The organism is Paenibacillus sp. EB106-05-06-XG162 (genome assembly GCF_058791655.1).
This window is the reverse complement of record NZ_JBYTDT010000009.1, coordinates 56,992-79,636: the sequence shown is the minus strand read 5'-3', so window position 1 is coordinate 79,636 and position 22,645 is coordinate 56,992. Positions and strand designations below refer to the sequence as shown.

At 46.6% G+C, this 22,645-nt stretch carries 14 protein-coding genes; all 14 read right to left on the bottom strand.

The features are described 5' to 3' along the window. Window positions 1–100: 100 nt before the first annotated feature. Window positions 101–769 (bottom strand): peptidylprolyl isomerase, encoded by a 669-nt coding sequence (locus AC3WU2_RS18905; RefSeq protein WP_492456647.1) that lies wholly within the window; start codon window positions 767–769, stop codon window positions 101–103. Window positions 770–797: 28 nt separating this feature from the next. Continuing rightward, on the bottom strand, window positions 798–3,386 hold the full coding sequence (locus AC3WU2_RS18900; protein WP_492456646.1) for a PBP1A family penicillin-binding protein: 2,589 nt from the start codon (window positions 3,384–3,386) through the stop codon (window positions 798–800). 155 nt (window positions 3,387–3,541) lie between these two features. Continuing rightward, complete coding sequence (hfq, locus tag AC3WU2_RS18895; RefSeq protein WP_018755597.1) at window positions 3,542–3,781, bottom strand: RNA chaperone Hfq; 240 nt, start codon at window positions 3,779–3,781, stop codon at window positions 3,542–3,544. A gap of 18 nt (window positions 3,782–3,799) precedes the next feature. Next, complete coding sequence (miaA, locus tag AC3WU2_RS18890) at window positions 3,800–4,783, bottom strand: tRNA (adenosine(37)-N6)-dimethylallyltransferase MiaA (protein WP_314587805.1); 984 nt, start codon at window positions 4,781–4,783, stop codon at window positions 3,800–3,802. Continuing rightward, window positions 4,764–5,552: a class I SAM-dependent methyltransferase gene (locus tag AC3WU2_RS18885; protein ID WP_492456645.1), complete on the bottom strand. Its 789-nt coding sequence runs from the start codon at window positions 5,550–5,552 to the stop codon at window positions 4,764–4,766. Before AC3WU2_RS18885 ends, miaA begins: the two co-directional genes overlap by 20 nt. A gap of 43 nt (window positions 5,553–5,595) precedes the next feature. Continuing rightward, entirely contained in the window at window positions 5,596–7,581 is a 1,986-nt protein-coding gene (gene mutL, locus AC3WU2_RS18880) for a DNA mismatch repair endonuclease MutL (RefSeq protein WP_492456644.1), read from the bottom strand. Window positions 7,582–7,606: 25 nt separating this feature from the next. Then, on the bottom strand, window positions 7,607–10,318 hold the full coding sequence (gene mutS / locus AC3WU2_RS18875) for a DNA mismatch repair protein MutS (protein WP_492456643.1): 2,712 nt from the start codon (window positions 10,316–10,318) through the stop codon (window positions 7,607–7,609). Window positions 10,319–10,375: 57 nt separating this feature from the next. Further along, on the bottom strand, window positions 10,376–11,902 hold the full coding sequence (locus AC3WU2_RS18870) for a putative amidoligase domain-containing protein (RefSeq protein ID WP_492456642.1): 1,527 nt from the start codon (window positions 11,900–11,902) through the stop codon (window positions 10,376–10,378). Window positions 11,903–12,095: 193 nt separating this feature from the next. After that, window positions 12,096–12,656, bottom strand: a complete 561-nt coding sequence (locus AC3WU2_RS18865; protein ID WP_018755591.1) for an outer spore coat protein CotE — start codon at window positions 12,654–12,656, stop codon at window positions 12,096–12,098. 189 nt (window positions 12,657–12,845) lie between these two features. Beyond that, window positions 12,846–13,793: an aromatic acid exporter family protein gene (locus AC3WU2_RS18860; RefSeq protein WP_492456641.1), complete on the bottom strand. Its 948-nt coding sequence runs from the start codon at window positions 13,791–13,793 to the stop codon at window positions 12,846–12,848. Window positions 13,794–13,874: 81 nt separating this feature from the next. After that, complete coding sequence (locus tag AC3WU2_RS18855) at window positions 13,875–14,684, bottom strand: ABC transporter permease (RefSeq protein ID WP_492456640.1); 810 nt, start codon at window positions 14,682–14,684, stop codon at window positions 13,875–13,877. Beyond that, a complete protein-coding gene (locus AC3WU2_RS18850; protein ID WP_492456639.1) occupies window positions 14,684–15,469 on the bottom strand; it encodes an ABC transporter ATP-binding protein in 786 nt (261 codons plus the stop codon). The genes AC3WU2_RS18855 and AC3WU2_RS18850 overlap by 1 nt, the downstream gene beginning before the upstream one ends. 17 nt (window positions 15,470–15,486) lie before the next feature. Beyond that, on the bottom strand, window positions 15,487–16,485 hold the full coding sequence (locus AC3WU2_RS18845; RefSeq protein ID WP_492456638.1) for an ABC transporter substrate-binding protein: 999 nt from the start codon (window positions 16,483–16,485) through the stop codon (window positions 15,487–15,489). 195 nt (window positions 16,486–16,680) lie between these two features. Beyond that, window positions 16,681–22,200, bottom strand: coding sequence for an endo-alpha-N-acetylgalactosaminidase family protein (locus AC3WU2_RS18840; protein WP_492456637.1), 5,520 nt, complete (start codon window positions 22,198–22,200; stop codon window positions 16,681–16,683). Window positions 22,201–22,645 lie beyond the last annotated feature (445 nt).

The following is a 22,645-nucleotide window of genomic DNA, read 5'->3' as shown; positions in this document are numbered from 1 at the left end:
CAGCCACATACAAAAAACATTCATGTCAATCGAATTCATGTTCAAAAGTAATGCGTCAGAGCAAATAAAAAAACGTGCCTGAGGCACGTTTTTTTAGGATTTATTGTTCCGATATTTCTATCGATTTAATGGTTACTTGCTCCATAGGCTTGCTTTTTTCCTGTCCAGAATCATCGAGTTCCGTCGGCGTAGCAGCAATTTTCTTCACCGTATCCATTCCCTCGGACACTTTACCGAAGATGGGATAATTAGGTGTGCCATTCAATGAATCGATATCTGCACCTGTTCCAATGAAGAACTGACTGCCAGCAGAATTCGGAGCCCTAGTCTTCGCCATCGCCACGGTACCAACTTCATACTTGTGTGGACCGCCTAATTCATCTTGAATTGTATATCCCGGGCCGCCAGCGCCAGTCCCTTGCGGATCACCTGTCTGAACCATAAAGGACTCAATAATCCGATGGAACGTAATTCCATTGTAGAAGCCTTCCTTCGCTAAGAACACGAAGTTATTCACAGTGATTGGCGCATCCTTCGCGAACAGTTCGATGGTGAAATCGCCTTTCGATGTCGACACTTTCGCTGTATATTTCTTATTCGTATCAATCGCCATTGCTGGAGCTTCTTTCCACGACTTCGACTGCTTTGTCTCAGGCGTTGGCTGCGGCTTCTCCTCTACCGCATTTTTACCCCCACAAGCACTCAACATGAGCATCGTGGTTAGCACCAAGACCAGCGGAAGCATCCAACGGTTCAACGGTTTCTGCATCTGTTAACACACTCCAAATTTGATCATATTATGGGATTTGTAATGTATCCATTGTAGCCGTATTTCCTTGCTTATCCTTGCCTTTGTCTTTGTTTTTATCTTTACCTTTACCATGGCCCTGATTATCACCGTTGCCATTCCCATTATTATCTGGAACGATCGTCCCTTGGTCAGTTGTCCCTGTACCCTGATCTACCCATCCGCCATTCGAGTTATCCGGTGTTCCTGGGTCCGGTGTCACATTACCATTGCCGCCGTCTGGGTTCTCAGTGGATGGATCCGATCCATCTCCGATTCCCCCATTTCCATTCGGATCCGTTACTGGATTATTCGGATCTACGGGCGGCTGCTCGATGTCAGGTAAATCATTATCGATTTTGATACTGACCTTAGCAGACGGATCTGTCTCTAGATTTACATTTGCCAAAAACGCTGTGACATAGTACTCATATTGCGCATTCGGCACAACCTGAATATCTTCATAACTATTGGATGTAACCTCACCAACCATGGAGAACTTCGACTCCGTAGACTCCTTGCGGTAAACCCGATAAGTTGGCTGACTATCTCCACTAAGCGCAGACCAGTTCAAGGTCACGGACTGTGTAGCCGCAGCATAAGAAGCAACCAGGCCATTTACTCTATCCTGCTTCACCTTCTCTTCAACGACACCGGTCGGCTTCGAGAATTCACCTTTTTTCTTGTTCGCGAGCGCCTTAGTCATGACTTTCTTAAAGAGTGATGCCGCTTGACTTGAGCCCTTCTTCACAAGATGGTCACGATCTGTTTTATCATATCCCATCCATACGGCACCTGTCCATTCAGGTGTATATCCAACAAACCAGACATCCCGGTTGCCACTGCTCTTGAATCCTTTAATCCCATGCTGTGTTGTTCCTGTTTTCCCTGCTGTAGGTCGTCCGCTGATTTTAGCGGATTTCCCTGTCCCGTTATTAACGACCTCTTGCAAGACATTGGTCATGTAATATGAGGTCTGCTCTTTCATAACGCGCTCGCCTTTACCTTCATCGAAGGAATATACCGATTTATTATCCCGATCGACAACCTCAAGGACCGAGTGTGCAGGATCATAATATCCGCCATTTGCAAATGCGCTGTAGGCTGTCGCCATTTGAATCGGTGAAGCACCGTATGTTAATCCACCTAATGCAATCGTCAAGTTGCGATCTTCAGGTACTAATGGAATACCTAATTTCTTAGCAAAATCAAATCCTGTCTTCACGCCAATCTCATTCAATAACCATACCGAAGGCAAGTTAATCGATTTCTGCAAAGCGTACGTGAAACTCACAGGACCAATATACTTATTGCTTCCTAAGTCAGATGGACTGTAGTCACCAAAGCTCTGTTTGTCATCCCGCAGCGTCGACCACGGGAAGTAATTCCCAGTATCTAGAGCTGGACCATAACTTGCAATCGGTTTAAACGTTGAACCTGGCTGACGAGGTACTTTCGCACGGTTTAACCCCTTACGGATGTAATCGCGGCCTCCGGCCATCGCAACGAGACCACCGGTGTGTTGGTCCATGATGACCATCGAGCCTTGCATCTGCTGATCGTCCTTACTTTTCTCGAAGTTATCATCATTCGCGAACTCTTCCTCTACGGCATTCTGAGCTTCAGGAACGAGTGTCGTATAGATCTTGTATCCGCCACGATAAAGTTCATCCTCTGTTAATCCCGTCTTATCGCCGGCTTCATCAATTGCATAATCAATAAAGGCAGATGACACACGCTTCGTTTCGGTCTGTGCATCTGGATTATAATCCACTTTCGCCGCTTCATTCATTTGTGCCTGCGTGATGTAGCCTTGATCCGCCATCAGCTTCAAGACCACGCCCCGACGTTCTTTAGACTTTTCCGGATTGGATAATGGGTTGTACGAAGATGGCGCCTTCGGCATCGCCGCGAGTGTTGCAATCTCCCAGATCTCTAGATCCTTCAAGTCGCTTTTCCCGAAATACCGTTTACTTGCCGCCTTAATCCCATATGCACCTTTACCGAAGAAAATCCGATTCAAATACATTTCGAGAATCTCATCTTTGGTCTTATGATTCTCTAGCGCAAGAGCAATCGACACTTCCGTCGCTTTCCGGAAGAACGTCTTATCGTGCGACAAGAACAAGTTCTTCGCTAACTGCTGAGTAATCGTACTACCACCCTCGACCTTACTGCGAGCAATAACATCCTTCACAGCCGCACGTCCGATGGACCATAAGTCCACACCTTGGTGTTCATTAAAACGACGATCTTCCGTCGCAATAAATGCGTTACGTACCATTTCTGGAATTTCATCAAATGTCACAGGCTCACGGTTTTCTACATAGAGCTTCGTAACTTCTTTCTTATTCACGTCATAGATAATTGAAGCTTCATCCATGACCTCGTATTTATCGCCATTCTCTTTCAGAATTCGTTCCCCATTAAGAATAATCCATAAATACCCCGCAATTGCGCAAAATACAGCAATCGCAATCGTAAAGAATAAGAGCAGCAATCCCTTTTTCCAAGTGAAAGGTTTTCTCCCTTTACTCTTACTCTTTGGCTTTTTAGCCGCCGTGCGCGATGAACGGCTATTGCTTGGTTCATTAGGCATCTCTACCGACTCCCTTTCAGCCTATTTCTCTCTAAGTAGTATGATGTTATTGATTTTGCCGCATGAATGAAAAGAACAACCCGTCTCAGGGTTGCTCATCCAATCCATGACTATTTCATTTAACGAAACTCATTATGAAAAAGTTTCAAAAAAGATTATTCGTTCGAGCTATTATCCTGTACTAACGATACATTTCGCTGCGGTGTAAACGTGGAAATCGCATGTTTGTACACCATTTGTTGACGCCCTTCACTATCAATCACAATCGTAAAATTATCGAATGCTTTGATCACGCCGCGAATTTGAAAGCCATTTGTTAAATATACCGTAACGGGAATATTATCCTTACGCAATTGGTTCAAGAATGTATCCTGAATATTAATGGATTTGTTCATTAGCCGTACCCCCACATATCATTTAGATTGTTTTGAAATATATTCAAGATCGATGTGAAACTTTCCTGCTATTATATCACGAATTAGTTCCTTCTTCTCAGAAAAATTTTCTGGATTCGTTACATCGACCCAGTTAATCTCTTGCATATGACGGAACCAGGAGAGCTGTCTCTTTGCAAATCTTCGGGTGTCTCGTTTGAGTAATGTGACCGCTTCTTCGAACGAACATTCCCCTTCGATATAGGCAGCAATCTCCTTGTATCCAAGCCCTTGCATTGAAACGAGCTGCCTCGAATACCCTTGATTCAATAGACGCTCCACTTCCTGAACGAGCCCTTGCTCAATCATTTGATCAACACGTGCTTCGATCCGTTGATACAGAAGCGCGCGATCCATTGTGAGTCCAATAATACACAATTCAAATGGCGAAGTCTTGGTCTGTCCCGCAAGCTGCTCGGACAATGGATTACCTGTAAGGTGGTACACCTCAAGCGCACGGATAATACGGCGTTGGTCATTCGGATGCAATCGATCGGCAGAGACCGCATCAACTGCTCTTAACTTGTCATGGAGCGCTTCGGCGCCGTGCTTCTCGGCATATTGAACTTGCTCTAGCCGGAATGCTTCGTCAGCCCCGCTCTCTGTAAACTCGAAGCCGTAGCATACCGACTCCACGTAGAGCCCCGTACCCCCGACGATGAATGGCAGCTTGCCGCGCCCCTCAACCTCTGCAATGAGCGTCGTGCAGCGTTCCTGAAATTCCGCAACGGAGAACGGCTCGTCCGGCTCATGAATATCGATCATATGATGTTCGATACCTTCCTGCTCCGCAGGCGAGAGCTTTGCCGTCCCGATATCCATCTGTCGATAGACTTGCATGGAATCGCCTGAGATAATCTCGCAATTGAACATTCTAGCGAGGTCAAGACTTAACGCCGTCTTGCCCACCGCAGTCGGCCCGATCAACACGAGTAAGCGCGGTTTATGATTCGTTGTTGTCAATGTGTATCACTCCGTAAGTAATTTTGGACGGGTTGCGGTGAACACAAGAGAACCCTAACCGTTCAAACTCTGAACTGTCCCGCTGTTCCTTTAATACGACTGACTTGCGTGCAACGCGCTTCGCATGCTCAATGCTCTCCTCTGTCAACGCTGCATGATTCGCAAGATCTCGCAGCGAATTGAGAGCACTTGAATCCATTAATGGTTCCCTGAACATCGGGTCGAAATAGATAACATCCACACTACGATCCGGAAGTTCTCTCAGATATGCATCATGGTTCACATGCTTCATCTGAATCCGGCGCATCGCCTCGTTCATCGCATCAACGTCTGTCTGATACGTCTGAAGCCCTTCTCTCACGAGTGCGAATAGCGGGAGCTGGCTTTCAAGCGATATGACCCGCCCACGTATGCCTACACCATAAGAGAACACGATGGAATCTGAGCCGAGACCTGCCGTACAATCGAGTACCGTATCTCCTGGTTGAATGTCCGCAATGTCAAGCATGGGATCATTCTCACCGCGTAGTAGACGTTTGACTCTGACGAACGACATGCTCGGATGGAAATGCATCGCGGGCTTCTCTGGATGAACATACCGAATTTCTTGATCCGTAATGATGATCATATCAGGGTCCTTGTAAATGGAATAGAGCTTCGAGACTGAATGCCTCTGTCTCGTAACATAGCGACAATGGAGCTCTTGCGCAAGCATTTGAGCCCGTGCAACGGATTGCTCGGAAGACGAATCTGCCGTCGTAATGATCATAACCTCACCCTTATTATAAGTCTAACAACGGGTATTCTCAAATTTACATCACCCGTTTGAACATTTTTTCCAATTCATAGGTAGAAAAACTAACGACAATCGGTCGTCCATGCGGACATGTATACGGCTGTTTGCATGCTGCAAGCCGCTCGATAAGGACCTCTGCTTCTAACGTCGTAAGCTTCTGATTAGCTTTGATGGATGCTTTACAGGAGCACATAATGGCTGACTTTTCACGCAGCTTTGCAATATCTACAGACTTCTCCTGCAAGACCCAATCTGACATTTCTTGAATAAGCGATTCAGCTTCTCCTTCTGGGAACCAGTGTGGATAGGCCCGTACGAGGAAGGTCTGACCTCCGAAATGCTCGAGCAATACACCAGCCTGCTCAAAGAGTGGAATCCGTGCTTTGATGATTTCCGATTCCGTGGGTGTAAATTCAAGCGTAATCGGGAGCAGCAATTCTTGCGAAGCTGCCGCTGGATTGCCGAATTTCTCATAGTAAAACTCATAGTTGATGCGTTCATGTGCCGCATGCTGATCGATCAGATACAATCCGGTATCATTCTGAGCGATCAAATACGTGCCATGCATTTGACCAATCATCGAGAGTTCTGGGAATGCTGGCAATGACGTGCTCGTCTCTGGCGCCTGATATAATTGCTCCATCATCGGAGATGATAATTGATTCGATGCTCCTGGATTCGCACCCGCGTACGATCTTGGGTTTGTATTGCCACCGCTTGTATAGGGACCGCGTTCTCTTACCGTCGGGATCGGCTCCTGCTGGCTTCTGCGATCTGCATAGAGCGGCGTACGATCCGATTCTACTTCGGGCATTCCCGTGCTTACACGCACCTGGGCCGCGCTTCTCGATCCTAAATCTTCGGAATGTATCGGTAATGGCGATGGAGTAAGCGTCGATTGCGAAGATGATGCTTCTGCCTGCATCCCCGAATCTCTGCGCACAAATTGCAGCTGCTCCTGAATATAAGCACTCTTCTCCCCGCTCTTCGGTTTCGCCGCAGCCGGGATTAGAACTTGATCTTGCAAGGCTTGTCCAAGGGTATGCTGCACGAACTGGCATAGTTCGGCTTCTTTGCTGAATCGCACCTCGAGCTTCGCCGGATGCACATTCACATCGACCAATGTAGGGTGCATTTCAAGATGCAGGACAACAAGCGGATAACGATTGATTGGCAATAAGGTATGGTAGGCCTGTTGAATTGCTTGATTCAGCGCATAATTCCGAATAAACCGGCCATTCACGACCGTTGATATCGCGTTCCGATTCGAACGTGTCTGCTCTGGTTTGCATATATACCCTGTCAACCGATAATCGAGCTGCTCCCCTTCCACGGGGATCATCGATTTCGCGACGGAAGTCCCATAGATTGCTGCAATGACTTGGAGTAAATCCCCATTGCCTAACGACTGCAGCAGCATATTCCCATTATGTCGTAAGGTAAAAGCAATCTGCGGATGCGCAAGCGCCATACGATGCATCGTATCCGATATATGCCCGAGTTCCGTCTGGATTGTCTTCATATATTTCAACCGAGCTGGCGTATTATAGAACAATTCCTTCACGGTAAAATCGGTTCCACGTGAAGCATTGGCGTCACCATTCATCTTCAACGTACCGCCTTCAATGACAATACGACGCCCAAGTCCACTATCTTCGGAGGAAGATGTACATTCCACCTTCGATACCGCCGCAATACTCGGCAAGGCCTCTCCGCGAAACCCTAGGCTTCGAATTTGGAATAGATCGCGACCATTTGCAATTTTACTCGTTGCATGACGATAGAATGCTCTCTCACAGTCCTCCGCATCAATGCCCAAGCCGTTATCCGTGACCCGAATCATCTGAAGACCGCCCTCTTCTACGGTGACATCGACTCGCGTACTGCCCGCATCGATCGCATTCTCGACAAGCTCCTTGATGACTGATGCAGGTCGTTCGACGACTTCACCGGCAGCAATTTGGTTGGCTATATGCTCGTCCAACACATGAATTCTCGACATCCTTCATCCCCTCTTCCCTCGTCCGTTACGCTAAACCTTTCGCTTGCTGCTTCAATTCGTTCAACAACTGCATCGCTTGCAGCGGCGTCATATTCATGATATCCGCAGCTTGCAGACTCGCGATGACACGTTCCGCACGTGCATCCGTCTTCTTCACAGGCTTCGATGAAGCCAAATCTTCATCACCGAAAATGGACAATTGTACAACGCCCTCACTCCGCTCAACTACCTGGTGCTGTTCCCCCATCACCGGATCAACCGTAGTAACAGTTGGGGCCTGCGGTGCAGGTACCTCAGCAGCTGCCGCCGCCTCACGTACGGTTACTTCTGTTATACCTTGCGTTGCTTCTGCATATTCGAACCCTTGCAGCAGGGTATACGCCCGATCAATAATCAATTCAGGCAACCCAGCAAGCCGCGCACAATAAATCCCGTAACTTGTACTCGCTGCACCGGGAATCAATTTTCTCAAGAAAGTTACATCATTACCATTCTCTTGAACCGCCATACAATAATTGCGGAGACCACCTAGACTGCTCTCCAGATGCGCCAGCTCATGGAAATGTGTCGACACGAGTGCTTTACAGCCAATCCGATCATGCACATATTCGATGACGGCTTGTGCAATGGACATCCCTTCGCTCGTTGACGTGCCGCGTCCTAATTCATCAATGATGACGAGACTACGCGGCGTAGCTTTCTCCGTCATCACTTGAATGTCCATCATTTCCACCATGAACGTACTCTGACCGCCAATCAGATCATCAGCCGCGCCAATTCGCGTGAATATCCGATCGATCATCGGGATCTCCGCGTGCTCTGCTGGAACGAAACATCCCATCTGAGCCATAATGCAGATGAGAGCGACTTGACGCATGTAAGTACTTTTACCCGCCATATTCGGCCCTGTAATCAATAGAATCTGCTCTTGGTCACGAATCAGCTTCGTATCATTGGCGATAAATGTTCCGCCGTTCATGACGGCTTCAACGACAGGGTGTCTGCCTGCCTTTACAATAAGATCTCCGCCATCGGTCAATATCGGCTTCACCATACGGTGCTGTGCGCTTACGGTTGCAAGCGATTGATAAACATCGACCTCAGCAACTTTCTCAGCAAGCTTCTGCAATCGTGTAATTTCGCTCGCAATCCGGTCCCGAAGCTGTACGAATAGACTATATTCCAGATCCACCATTTTCTCTTCTGCTTCTAGAATCAGTGATTCCTTCGACTTCAGCTCTGGTGTCACATACCGTTCTGCATTAGCTAGTGTCTGCTTCCGCTCATAGCGGCCTTCCGGCAAGGAACCAATCTGCGATTTCGTTACTTCTATATAATAACCGAACACTTTGTTAAACCCGATTTTCAGCGATTTGATACCAGTCGCTTCCCGCTCACGGCGCTCCAAATCCGCAATCCACCGTTTGCCGTTCACATTCGCTTCGCGCAGTTGATCCAAATGTTCATCATAGCCCGCCCGAATCAATCCACCATCTCGTACAGAAATCGGGGGCTCATCCATCACAGCGGCCTCGATCCATGAGAGCACATCGGTACAACTATCCACATCGGCCGCCAGCTCCCGCAAAGTTGTCGAAGGCGAATTCAAGCACAATTCTAGCAAAGCAGGAATCTGCTGCAGCGAGGTCCGCAGCGCAACCATATCTCTACCATTAGCATTACCGAAGGCAACACGACCTACAAGACGTTCAAGATCATAGATTTCTTTCAACTGCTTCCGAATATCTTCTCGCACGATAAATTGATGGAATAGCTTGTCTACCGCCTCGAGACGGGATTCAATCGCCGCCCGCTGCATTAATGGCTTATCAATCCATCTGCGCAATAATCTCGCACCCATAGACGTCTCCGTCTGATCCAATAGCCAGAGCAGAGATCCCTTCTTCGCTCGTTCGCGTACGGTCTCCACCAATTCGAGATTCCGCCTTGTGAACGGATCCAGAATCAAGAAATGCTCCGGCTCATAACTGCGAATCTGCGTCAGCTGCCCGAGAGACCGCTTCTGCGTCTCATTCAAATAAGCAACCATCCGCGACACGACACGCCGACGCACCGTCTCCAGTCTGGACCATGCCGAATCGCCAAATTGGCGCACGACAAGAGCATCGTCGCTCTTCAGCCACGACGTTGTGAGCACCGGCTTCCCCGCTACCGTAAATTCTTGTCTGACATGCGATAACAATTCCTCATCACACAAAATTTCGGAAGGGGTATATATGTTCATTTCATCGAGCAATCGCTCATTGGAATAAGGGAACGAAGTCACATACAACTCACCCGTTGATAAGTCACATGCGGATAAGCCGAGTTGTCCATCCAGCACAGATAGACAGACCATATAGTTATTGGCAGATTCATTCGAAGTTCGGCTGTCCATGACCGTCCCCGGCGTCACCACACGCACAATCTCCCTGCGTACGACGCCTTTCGCGACCGAAGGATCTTCCACTTGCTCGCAAATCGCCACTTTATATCCTTTTTCAATTAATCGATGAATGTAGTTTTCAGCGGAATGATAAGGAATCCCGCACATCGGAATTCGCTCTGTTGCGCCGCCTTCACGGCCCGTCAATGTGATCTCTAATTCTTTCGAAGCAAGAATCGCGTCATCGAAGAACATTTCATAAAAGTCGCCCAAACGGAAAAATAAAAACGCATCCTTAGCGTCAGCTTTAATCGATAAATATTGCTCAATCATTGGCGTATATTTGGCCATGTCCGAACCTCCACCTCTTTCATTACCGTCTCATTATAACAGAAATGACGAGACAGATCATTGAAAGGGAGGGATTTTCCACAACTTGCGAATATCCTGCTGCTCATCCCATGGAACACGTTGTCTAATCCGATCCATGAGCGGTTCAATATAACGGGCATATTTCCCGTAGGACGGGAGGTGAGATAAATCCTCATATAACGGTTCGAAATAATCGGCAAGGAACTGTGAATTGCCTTCATAAAAAGCCTCTACGACACGATCGTCATTTGTATATCGACGCGTTAGAAGGCGATATTCCAATGCGACGAGCTGCGCGAGGGCAATAACCCCTTTGGTCACAACAGGGGAGACCAACCAGCTCGGTAAGGTTCGGTATTCGAAGCCACTATGCGGCTGAACGCGAAAATCCCCAAGTATACCATACCTTGGTCTTCGTCTCGCCGACGTTTTGGCTTCAATGATCGCAATTGGGAGCGCAATATAATTGTCTAGTACACGAAGCAGCTGTGCATTTAACCACAAACCGCTAAAATGAATATGACCACCAATTGCAAGTCCAGGCAGCGGCATGCCGCCAGCCAGCCAGCGCAGATTGGAATCGGGAATCGTTCTTGCCGCCAATTGCATGGTGCGCATTAATTGAATGATCAAATCCCGCGGCTCTTCACGCGGTTCAGGCCTGAGCTCAACCAATGGATAGATCGGTGAATTCACGGTCATCGTCTGCTCTATCCCACCATCATCCAAGCGATTTCCGCTGCTTCGAACCCAGACGGCATCACAGCCGACAGGCCCTTCCTTTGGCAGAAATTTCGATGCAGATACGGCCTTGCCTTGGTCCGCATCATATAGTATAAACTCAGGGTCCATCCCAAGCATGGCAGGTGTTGATCGCTCTGCTTCATCACGAAATCGATCGCGATCATGAAGCATCGCTTGGGCATAATACCTTGCTAGCTCTTTGGAACTGAGCTCTGGCGGGGATAGCAATGACTCTACCACTACCATCCCACCGCTCTGCTGCTGCTCAATATGAACTTCCCCAATATCCCAACCAACGCAATAGAGTGCGCGAATTGCCAATCGGCAAATACGACGAATGACAGCATCTGAGCGGTCTAAATCGATAGGCTGATCCGAAGATAGGCCACTTGGCCCTAAAAGGACACAACGAAAAACAGCGAGCACACGCAAATGATAGACATGTACTTTGTATCGCCGTATGCCCTTCTCTTGCGAGATAGGTACTCCATGCCGAGCTAATATTGTGCTTAGATCCACGTCCTGCCGGCGTTGTACATGTGGTGCATCACAGTTCGTTCGGTAAATGAAGGATTGCGGTTCATGGAAGCGTGCAAGCCAATTGGAGGTTGTCGCATCCGTCCCTTCCCAACGAACCCACATCAAGGTTTTCGTTGCTTGAGCCGACCTCATGCGGGGCACCGGATCATCTGGTTGTCTTGTCACTTTTCCCTCCATGCCGCTAACCTGTCGAAGCGCGTGTATCAGTTCATTTGGCGGATGCTTACTGGCAAATTCGAGAGCCATTCCTTCTCCGTCTATCCATATCCAAGTATTCATCTAGCCACCACCCCGTCTCACGCACACCAAAGCTTCTGGCAAGCAGCTGCCCCGAAACCCACATACAACGCCATTCGCATTCAACCCGTGAATTTCATTGATTCGTGTAACTGATTTTTATATTTCAAAAAAAAGGAGGGCTCCTGCCCTCTACACCGCCCCTCTAGATGCATATATTAGACTAACGAGTCCCTTACACTTCATCATCGAGCAAATCCGGGTCCAAATCATCGTAATCGCCGTCTTCGTAGCTGAAATCGTAATCTTTGTCATCATGATCCGCGCAACCATTCGGGCAGACCTTAACACAGACTTTGGTCTCAGCGATCATCTCAACGGCAAACTCGCGTTCCACACGGATCGATACACTCGACTTGTTAGAAGACACGCTCGCCTCGACGCAGTTCGGTTCTTGCGTTGCCTCCGCAGCAACCTCTTGCGTCGACGCTCTATGTTTCGGATCCAGATACGACAGTGGAACGTGTTCTACATATGATACCGTTTCTTTGGCTACATCTGTTTGCGAGTTTTTGTCGTATGAATACCAAATGTTGATATCGTAAGTACCAATAACTTCAATGCCGTCGCCTGCACGAACTGCTTCGTACTGATGGTTTATAACCCATGCCCCCAGGATGCTGGTTGGATTATGAGGCGGAGTCACGGTATGTGTTACGGTAGAGAACTTACGACCCTTGCCGCAGATTGCTTTCGTAATAATCTCTCTACATTGATGTTTATCTGCTAATGCCATCCTTTTAACCTCCTCCATACAATCATTCATTTAAAGTGTATGCAGGATATAGGCGAATGTTGATAAAATGGTCAAACATAATTTTATATGATTCTCATCTAGCAAAATAACCCCACATAGTGGGGCCTTGGCTTCGAAGTTGATTCAGGTACTTCGCGGGGGGCCCCGGAAAATCTGTTCGAAATAAGATCATGATTGACGCTGTTTATCCTTCCGCGCAATCGCCAGAAACTGTTGTAACTCGCGGCATAATTGAAGAATAGCAGACCGTACCTCAAATTCGGAACGCGTTACAGGAAGCGGCATTTGCTTCGCTTCATTAATGAAATGATTTAATTTCGTCTCCGACAATCCGGTATAATAGCTGATTTTGACGTCATCACTGAGCAAATGAAAGAGATCTGCCGCCTGATCGCCTTGCGGAAGATTCTGATATACATGGGAGAGCAGATCGAGCATTCGTTCAACCGAGTTCAACTGCTGCTGCCGCATATAGAAATAGATATACCAGCCTTCATCGGTGCGAAGCATCTGATTGTCAACCCCGCGCTTCGAGAGCGCAATTCCTTTCGCTACAACCCGCTCCACCGCGAGAAGCTCTTGCCCATCCCAGGCATAGTTCACATCGCGCAGATTCCGTTCAATTTGCACAAAAATATCGGAGAACAACTGATCCACTTGCGTACGTAATACGATCAATTGCTTTTCCATATTCGGCATGTAGAGCAAGTTCACGAGCGTCGCAGATCCAAGTCCAATGCCTACAGACAACAACTCATACCCTAGTGTATGAAGCGTAATCGATTCCGCGCCAAAAATATGGAATACGGCCACCGTACTCGGAATAATGCCGTCCTTCATCCCGAATCGAGATAAAAGTGGAAATGCGATTAAAATATAGACCGCTAGAGCAAATATTTTGAAACCGAGTATGTAAAATATGAGACTGCCCAACAGTAGAGCAATGATGGAAGCGCAGAAACGCTCCGTGACGACCCGGATGCTCCGTTTCCGTGTCACATCGACACCTAGAATTGCAAGCAGCCCCGCTGACAGCGGAGCTGGTAATCCAATCCACTGCGCGATATGAATCGCAATCAACGTGGCAATGGCTGTTTTCATTACACGAAATCCCATTCAAGTCAACCCACTTTACAAAAGATCATTGAACTCTATGGTACTCTATTTCGCACGAAGGAACAACTGGGGGGACACGCCTCAGGTTAGCTTCCGCTCCAGATAAGCGACGAATTGATACATCACCGTTGCGACGACGGCAATAAGGACTAACGTGGAGAGGACCAAGGTGAAGTTGAATACCTGGAAACCATAAATGATAAGATAACCAAGCCCTACCTTCGAGACAAGGAATTCCCCCACGATCACACCAACCCAAGCCAAGCCGACATTGACCTTCAGTGTCGATACGATAGCTGGGAATGATGCCCGCAAGATCACTTTATAGAAGACATCCCGTTTGCTCCCTCCGAAGACACGGATCACTTTGACGTAATTCGGATCGACCTCGCGAAAGCTCTGATAGACCGTCAATGTTGTAATCATGACAGTAATGGACAAGGTTGTAGCGACGATTGCCATAAAACCCGGTCCGAAACCTACAATAAATAACGGTCCAAGCGCGACCTTCGGCATACTGTTGAAGACGACCATGTAGGGGTCGAGTACTCTCGCAGCAAAATCCCACCACCAGATTACCGCAGCGAGCGCCGTTCCAAGCAATGTTCCGAGCAGGAACCCGACGATGGTCTCCCCCACTGTTGCGCCTAAGTGCACCCATATCGACCCATCCAACATGTCATTGTATATTTGCGTAAATACTTTGCTCGGATAACTAAATAGAAGCACATCAATCCATTTATTGCGGCCAGCGACTTCCCATATAGCAAAAAATACGATTAGAATCAGCAATTGCGTACCAAGCACTTTGCGCTGAATTTTCCGCTTGCGAAGCAAATGCGCTTGATGAAGCTCTTGAATCTGGCCGTTACCCGCTGAAGTCGATTCCATTACGTCGTCCTCCTTTCCGTCGATTCAAGCTCTTTCCAGACTTCATGGAATAAGGCATTGAAGCCTTCCTGCTCGCGTGCATAGAAAGGTTGGGCATTCCGAATGGCATCCGGAATCTGAAATTCCTTCCGGAATCGGCCTGGATGAGATTCGAGTACGATCACACGATCACTAATCGCGACGGCTTCCGAGAGGTCATGCGTGACAAGAATCGCCGTTTTCTTATGCTGCTTCATCGTGAAGGCCACAAGATCCTCAAGCTGCAGCTTCGTCTGATAATCAAGTGCTGAGAAAGGCTCATCGAGCAGCAGAATATCCGGCTTGGTCGCGAGCGTTCGAACCAAGGCCACCCGCTGACGCATGCCGCCAGATAATTGATGCGGATACAAATTAGCCGTATGCTGCAGACCCATCTCTTCTAATAGATGTAAGGTATAGGCGCGAGAAGCATCATCCTTCTGTCCCGTGAGTTCCAGTCCGATCATCGCATTCTCCAGAATCGTACGCCATGGGAACAGATAATCTTGCTGGAGCATATATCCGACGACGGGCGTCGGACCTTGTACGGCTCTTCCGAGCACATGCACCTGACCCGAAGAAGGCAGCAGGAGACCTGCAATCATTGAGAGAATTGTCGTCTTGCCACACCCACTCGGCCCAACGAGACTGACGAATTCACCAGTTTGTACCGTGAGGGAGAACCTGTCAATCGCAAGCGTTGCCTCCCGATCTGTGACATATACTTGGGTGACATCTTCAAGACCGACCACGGGAACATCTGACATGGTATCTCCCCTCCTCATCACTTTATGGATTTTTCTGCAAATGACGTATTTACTATGCTCTTGTACTCGACCTTAGATTTCAATTCACCTGCGGTTGACATGACATCCATCAAGTTATTCCATTCGGACTCATCCAGTATCGGATCCGTTGCATAAGAGCCTTGATCCTTATAGCGCTTCACAACCGAGACAGCAATGTCCCGATCCGTATCCTTGAAATACGGAAGAATCGTGTCCGCTATCGCTTCCGGACTATTCTCCTGCACCCACATTTGCGCTTTGTGCACCGCATTCGTGAATTTCTGAACCGTATCGCTGTTCTTATCGATGAAGCTCTTCTTCGTCATAAATACCGTATATGGCAATTTACCGCTCTCTACACCGAATGAAGCGATAACATGCCCCTTGCCTTCCTTCTCGAAAATCGATGCCTGCGGCTCGAACAGCTGCACATAATCTCCAGTACCTGAAGCGAAAGCCGTCGCGATATTCGCGAAATCAATGTTTTGAATCAAATTAAGATCCGCTTGTGGGTTGATTCCGTGCTTCTTCAGCGTAAACTCTCCCGCCATTTGCGGCATACCGCCCTTTCTTTGGCCGAGAAAAGTAGAATTCTTCAACTGATCCCAGTTAAACGAATCGATCGGTTTTCTGGAGACCAGGAAAGTGCCGTCCGTCTGCGTGAGCTGCGCGAAATTAATTACCGGGTCATCCGCCCCTTGCTGCGCGACATATACCGATGTCTCGGAACCGACGAGTGCAACGTCAATGACGCCCGATAGCAGTGCTGTCATCGTCTTATCTCCGCCTGCTGTCGTCTGCAGGTCCACATCCAGCCCTTCGTCCTTGAAAAAACCTTTGGCCAGCGCAACATATTCCGGCGCGTAGAACATGGAGCGCGTCACTTCGCCGACTTTGACCTTCACCGATTCACTTTTCGAGCCGGAGCATGCCGACAGCACCATACCGCTGAGCATCACGAGCAGCAGCATGCCAATCCATGATTTCCGTTTCAAATAAACCCCTCCCTGACACCTACTTTGGTATTAACAATGTATGCACTCGCCTAGGAAAGGGTTAATTGCCCAATTGCGAAGCAGCTGAGATGAGAAAAAGAGCCCGCTGTTTGTATTCGTTGACTATCGATCGCTTGAAGAAGCAAGAAGATCACCTGCACTAGAGCAGATGATCTTCTTCGATGTTACTTCCTATTATTTTGCATTTAGCATAGCAAGAATCAAAGTAACTGCTTCAGCTCTAGTGGAAGAGGAATTCGGATTAAATTTACCGTCCCCATTCCCCTTAATTAAGCCTGCTTCTGCAGCTGTTGCCAGATAAGGCTTTGCCCATACTGGAACCTGATCGGCATCCTTAAACATAAGTTTCGCATTTGGATTCACTTCAAGCCCCAGTGCGCGAACAGTCATGACGACTAATTCAGATCGTGTTATTTCGTTATTCGCACGGAATGTACCGTCTTCGTATCCTGAAATGAAACCAGCTTTAGCAATGGCTTGAATGAAGGACTGCGCCCATACTGGGGTTTTGTCTTTATCGGCAAAACGATACTCCGTATCGCCAAGCTCCAATTTCAACGCTTTAGCTAACATTGTTGCGAATTCGCCACGTGTTACATGACCATTCGGTCTGAAAGATCCATCTTCATATCCATTTACGAAACCAAGCTCAACGGATTTTTCAATGGAGACCTTAGCCCAATGATCCGCAAGATCAGTAAGCTCTACTTTTGGAGGTTCAGGCTTCGTTGGTTTTTCAGGATCTGCTGGCTTCGTTGGCTTATTATCATCTTCTGGTTTTGGTTTTGGTGTAGGTGTAGGGCTTGGCGATGGATCTGGTGATGGAGTGTTAGCTTCAGTCTTCACCGTTACACTCGGACCATTTACGCTCCAGTTGCCTGCCGCATCGCCTGCTTCGACTTTGAAGGTATACCGCGTGTCAGGTGACAGACCACCGACTGTATAGCTCGTGATACCACCTGCCAAGGTAACGAGTTCGTCTCTACCCTTGTAAACTTTATAGCTCGTTACACCCGTATTATCCGCTGCTACCGTCCATGAGAGTGTAAGACTGTTTCTGCCAACATTCGAAGTCGTTAATGCTTTATTTTCTGACCATGTTGGTGCAGTTGCGTCTGTTGGTGTTACGTCCTTATACGTTGCTGTTACTTTAACAGCTTCGCCAGGCATGACAAATGTAGTAGTTTGTGCACTTGCATCTTCGAATTTAACGCTAATTTTATCCGTCATCCATTTGTCAAACTGTTGGCCTTCCGGTGCGCCATAGGCTGCGATTGTAACAGTGGCTCCTTGAGCATAATTTCCGCCACCTTCACCATGCAAGACTTCAACGGTATATTCTTGACCTGGATCTGTTACGTCCTTATATGTTGCTGTTACTTTAACAGCTTCACCGGGCATGACAAATGTTGTAGATTGTGCACTTGCATCTTCGAATACAACGCTAATGTTATCTGTCATCCATTTGTCAAATTGTTGGCCTTCTGGTGCTCCATAAGCTGCTAATGTAACGGTGGCTCCTTGAGCATAATTCCCGCTGCCTTCACCGTTCTCTACTTCAACGGTATATTCTTGACCAGGATTTGTAACGATAACAATCGCCTGTGCTTTGATATTCGTACCTTCTACGGTACCCGTTACATTGAATGATCCCACATTCTTGTAGCGATCTTTGGCTATTTCATCCCAAGAGACAGGTACATGGATCACTGTACCCTTCGATGTTACCATCTTAGCCGTTGCTGGCATGATAGGTGCAGTTCCTGCAGTCGTGTAAACCGTCATCACTTTGGCATCTACGATATCTGCTTCTCCGCTAGCCGTTACGGTTACGGTCGCTGTAATCGCTGCATCCTGAACGCCATTAATGTGACCTAGAACTTCAAAGGTTCCTACTTCAGCATATTCTGAAGGGGCAATGGCTGGCCATTGCACTGGCAAATCCATTTCTGTGCCATTGCTCAATGTTGCCTTCATAGTTGCAGGCATTTCCGGATGCATACCAACTGTAGTGCTAACTGCAACGGTATTTGGTCCAGTTATGGATGGAGCTTCTTGAGCAACTCGCATTTCAGCTACACTCGCCCAACCATTAATTCCTTCTAACGCTGTTAACTTAACATTAGTTATTGGATTAGGATTATTAATATTTATAGACTTTGTATTTGCATTAACTTCCCAATTGCCTTCTGCTGCTTTCTCAAATTTCACTCCATCGGCACTTGTATATAACTCATATTTCGTTATCATGCCATTTTGCTGGCTTTGTCTAGGAGTTACATCTACTCTGTTAACACTGTAAGCTTTACCTAAATCAAGTGTAATGGATTGTGGTAATGTATCACTTCCATCCCAAGCTGTGTGCCACAATGAACCTGTGTTTCCATCAAGAACATTTTCAGGGTTATCACCTTCTTGATAACCTGTTGCACTTGCTTTGATCCCATCTACAGGTATAACAGATAAGTCGACAGGTGTAATTGGTAGCGGTTCAATGATAGCATCCTTTGCTTCTTTAACCACGAGATCATCAAGGATAAAGTCTCCTGCTGAATCTCCAGCGGTATTTCTTGTTCCGATCCAGAAATCTCCGTTGCTTGCTGTAAATTTAACAGTAAACGGTGTAGGAACGGTTGCCTGCGGCATAGGTACATTCATCAATTCCTTCGTACCATTACCAACAACGAAATTAATCTTCTTATCGAACTGGCTTTCGTATTTGAAAGATACTTCGTACGTTGTTCCTTTATCAAATCGTAACGTCTGAGGTAATGTTCTCATGATCAGACCGCTTCCGGTTTTATGGGACTTAATGGACCATTCGCCGTTCAATACGTCATCGACTTCTTTTCCATTCCAACCTTTCTGGGTGTATGGAGCGTGTAATTCTGATAAATGCGTACGAGGATCACTTACTCCGTCAGCATCTGCTATAACAAATGGCGTCAACCCTTGGTCAACATTCTCAAAATCTTCTGCTGCGACGACATCTGGAGATTGCGGCACAACTCTCTTGGTAGGTACGCAGCGAACATCGTCAAATGTTACAATCGCTGTTCCTGGAGCTACCTTCAAGTACAATGTGGCTGTATCCTGTCCTGCTGCTACATCGAATACGACTCTCATTCTCTGCATATTGGTGCTGTGCTTGGAGTCAGCTGAAATGTAGTTCATAAGCGGCGAACTTTCCGTATAGTTCGTCATATCCGCTCCGCCGTAATCTTTCACGCCAATCGTCGTTTTACGTCCTGCATTTCCTGCCGTGTTTGGATCACTAGCATTTGTACCATTTGGTGTATTCCCTACCTGAACATAAATGGAAGCTAAGTAGGTTCCAGGTTTCAATCCTGATAACCCAGTCTCTAATACCGTTTCTTCCGTATTTTCTTTGACTACTAATTCATATTGTCCACGATTGTTGCGTTCTACAGTGGCTTCTCCGCTCTTTACATCCCAGTTATCCAGCTTTCCACTGTTGAAGCTTGGATCCTTGGCAGGCATTGCAAATCCCCAATTCATATCTTCATCCTTTGGCGTAACATCACCTTTGTATACAACGTAAGCCTGTTTTGCTTCCGCATCAATCGTGATTTTACCATCAACGACGTTGATGACTTTTTCATCTTTCTTACCCGTATCTGTTAATGTATATAACTTCACGGTTGATACATTGTTCCAGCTATTTGGAAGCTCCCACGTCGTTGTTCCGCCATTTTCATTGTAGTGGTACAGCTTTTCTTCAACACCTGCTAATTCATTTTTGGTCTTATTCGCTTTTGGTGACCATGGCAGCAAATATTTAAGATTTGAATACGTTACTTTATCGTAAGTGTTACCATCCTCTGAAGCTTGTGTAATTGTTACATCTTCTTCAAGAAGTTTTTTACCATCTTTCGTGAATGTTCTTTTTCCATCATCTGTTCTCTGCGCAACGACATTTCCTTCAAATTCCACTCTTCCTACGTTGTTTTTTACATCGTACTTCGTCATTGGGAAGCTCTGCAGATATTTCGTTGGTAGATTTGTTTTGAATACATCATCGATCATCTCATCATAATCTACTCTACCCTGCCAGCCTTCCGCATCATTTGCCTCCGTACCGCCTAGGATTGGGTGGCGAACGATCCACGTATCTTTCTGATGATTTCGCACAAATCTTGCGATATCACTGCTATAGCCTTTAGTGTGCTTTCCGCCGTAATCATAGTCAACAGACCAGTGATTCCAAACGGCTTCATCTTCTAATACATTTGGAAACTCCGTCATAAGAGCCCAGCCAAAAGAATTCACATCTCTTGCAAATCTTCTTCCATTAAAGCCCTGTTCATACCATGCGTCCGCATAAATAAAATCTAGTGTTGGCGCATCGTCCTTTAACATCTGTAGACGGTTCTTTCGGTTGCCAGTATAAACTTCTCTACGATATGTTGGGTCATCAAAGTCATAGGATGGATCAAGCCAGTCCCAGCCGGGTTTGTTAACATTTACTAATTGATCGTCGAAAGCCTTTGCTTCCGGGTGAGCACCTGTACCGCTAATATGTACGCCCATGAAAGCATTGTAATTCTGTGCTTCTCTTACAAGTGTATCCATATCCTTCTGTCCGCCTTGACGCACACCGATATGTCCGCCATAATCCGGATGTGAAGAATCATGCCCTTCTGCTTGGTAACCCTTTAACTCCACCCACTGTCCAATCCCGTCTGTAGATTCATAAATTCGCTTTGTTTCATCTAAAGTCTTTAAGAAGGGGTTGGTTGCCTGGCTGCCAAAGTTCATCGGTATACGGTGAACAACAAGTTCAGACATGCGATCGCTGCCTACAGGATTGTTCATAATATCGCGATATGCAACGGCTGCATCCTGCCAATCCATTTTAGCATCAGCATTTGCGTCCTCTGTGATAACTACTTTCGAATGTGGTAACGGTTCAGTCATCTTATCAGGCATACTATTGCCGCGGTATACCCATGAAGCACTCCACAAAGCTGTACGGGAGTATCCCGTTTTCGCTGTCGTCTGCTTCACAATACGGTGGTTGTCATTGTCTCCATCTTGATTGGTATCACCATATGCATTCGACCATACACCTGCTGCCAGTTGATCATTGTTAATGAACGCGTACATATAGTTTTTTGGTGTACTATCTACTGCAGGCGTACCCGATACATCTTGATAGACATCGCCTTTTTTATAAACAGCGGTTTCCATTCTGGAACCGGCAAATTTGGCACCCGCTTCCGTACTTCTAACCGATATCAAGCTATGGTTTGGAATTTCAATGGTATGTATTTTTGCTGAACCATTTTCTTCTACCTTTGTTACTTCGAAGTCAAGCGTATTGTCTTTAATTGTAATTGACAGCTTAATGACTACCTTTAATTCGTCGATCGTTAGTGTATAATCGGCCTTGTTATCGCTTTCAATATACTCTACTTTTGGTATATAGTCTGTTCCGTTAATTCTTATTGTGTTTAATACGTCTTCTGAACCATTTAATTCTTTATTATTTAACTCATACTTGATGACTCTTGGGAAATTCTGGTCTAGTTGAACTGACATTATATTTGATTCAATGATTCCATCATTAGCTGCAGCATCCGCCATTCCTGAAAACGCAGGAATTGCAATGCTGATCAGCTGTGCAGAGGCTACCACAATGGCTACATTTTTTATTACCTTTGACAGTGACATTTTGTTACCTCCTTCGGGTTTAATCTATTATTCTCCAATATTTGTCATTCTTCTCCAATGCAATGGCCATGATGTTCATATCACCTCCTTTGAGTTCAATGAATTCTAGAGCAAACCTTACTTTGCATTTTACATTGCTAGAATCAAAGTGACTGCTTCAGCTCTTGTGGAAGAGGCCTCGAAGTGGAATCGCTTACAAACGTTCCTTTTAGAAATCTTGTATTCTTCACTATAGGATCTCAAATATCATGATCTATACCGTGCAGATGAATAAATTGTCGAATGATTTCTGTCTACATCTTACTCTTCCGCTATGGATAGGTTAATGACGATAATTTGGATTTCTTGATCATTTTTACGGTATCGCCAAGAATCTTCCAATATGTAAAATAGAGCAGCCCAAGATCGCCTTGGGCTGCTCTCATCTCGTCATAGATTTACAGTG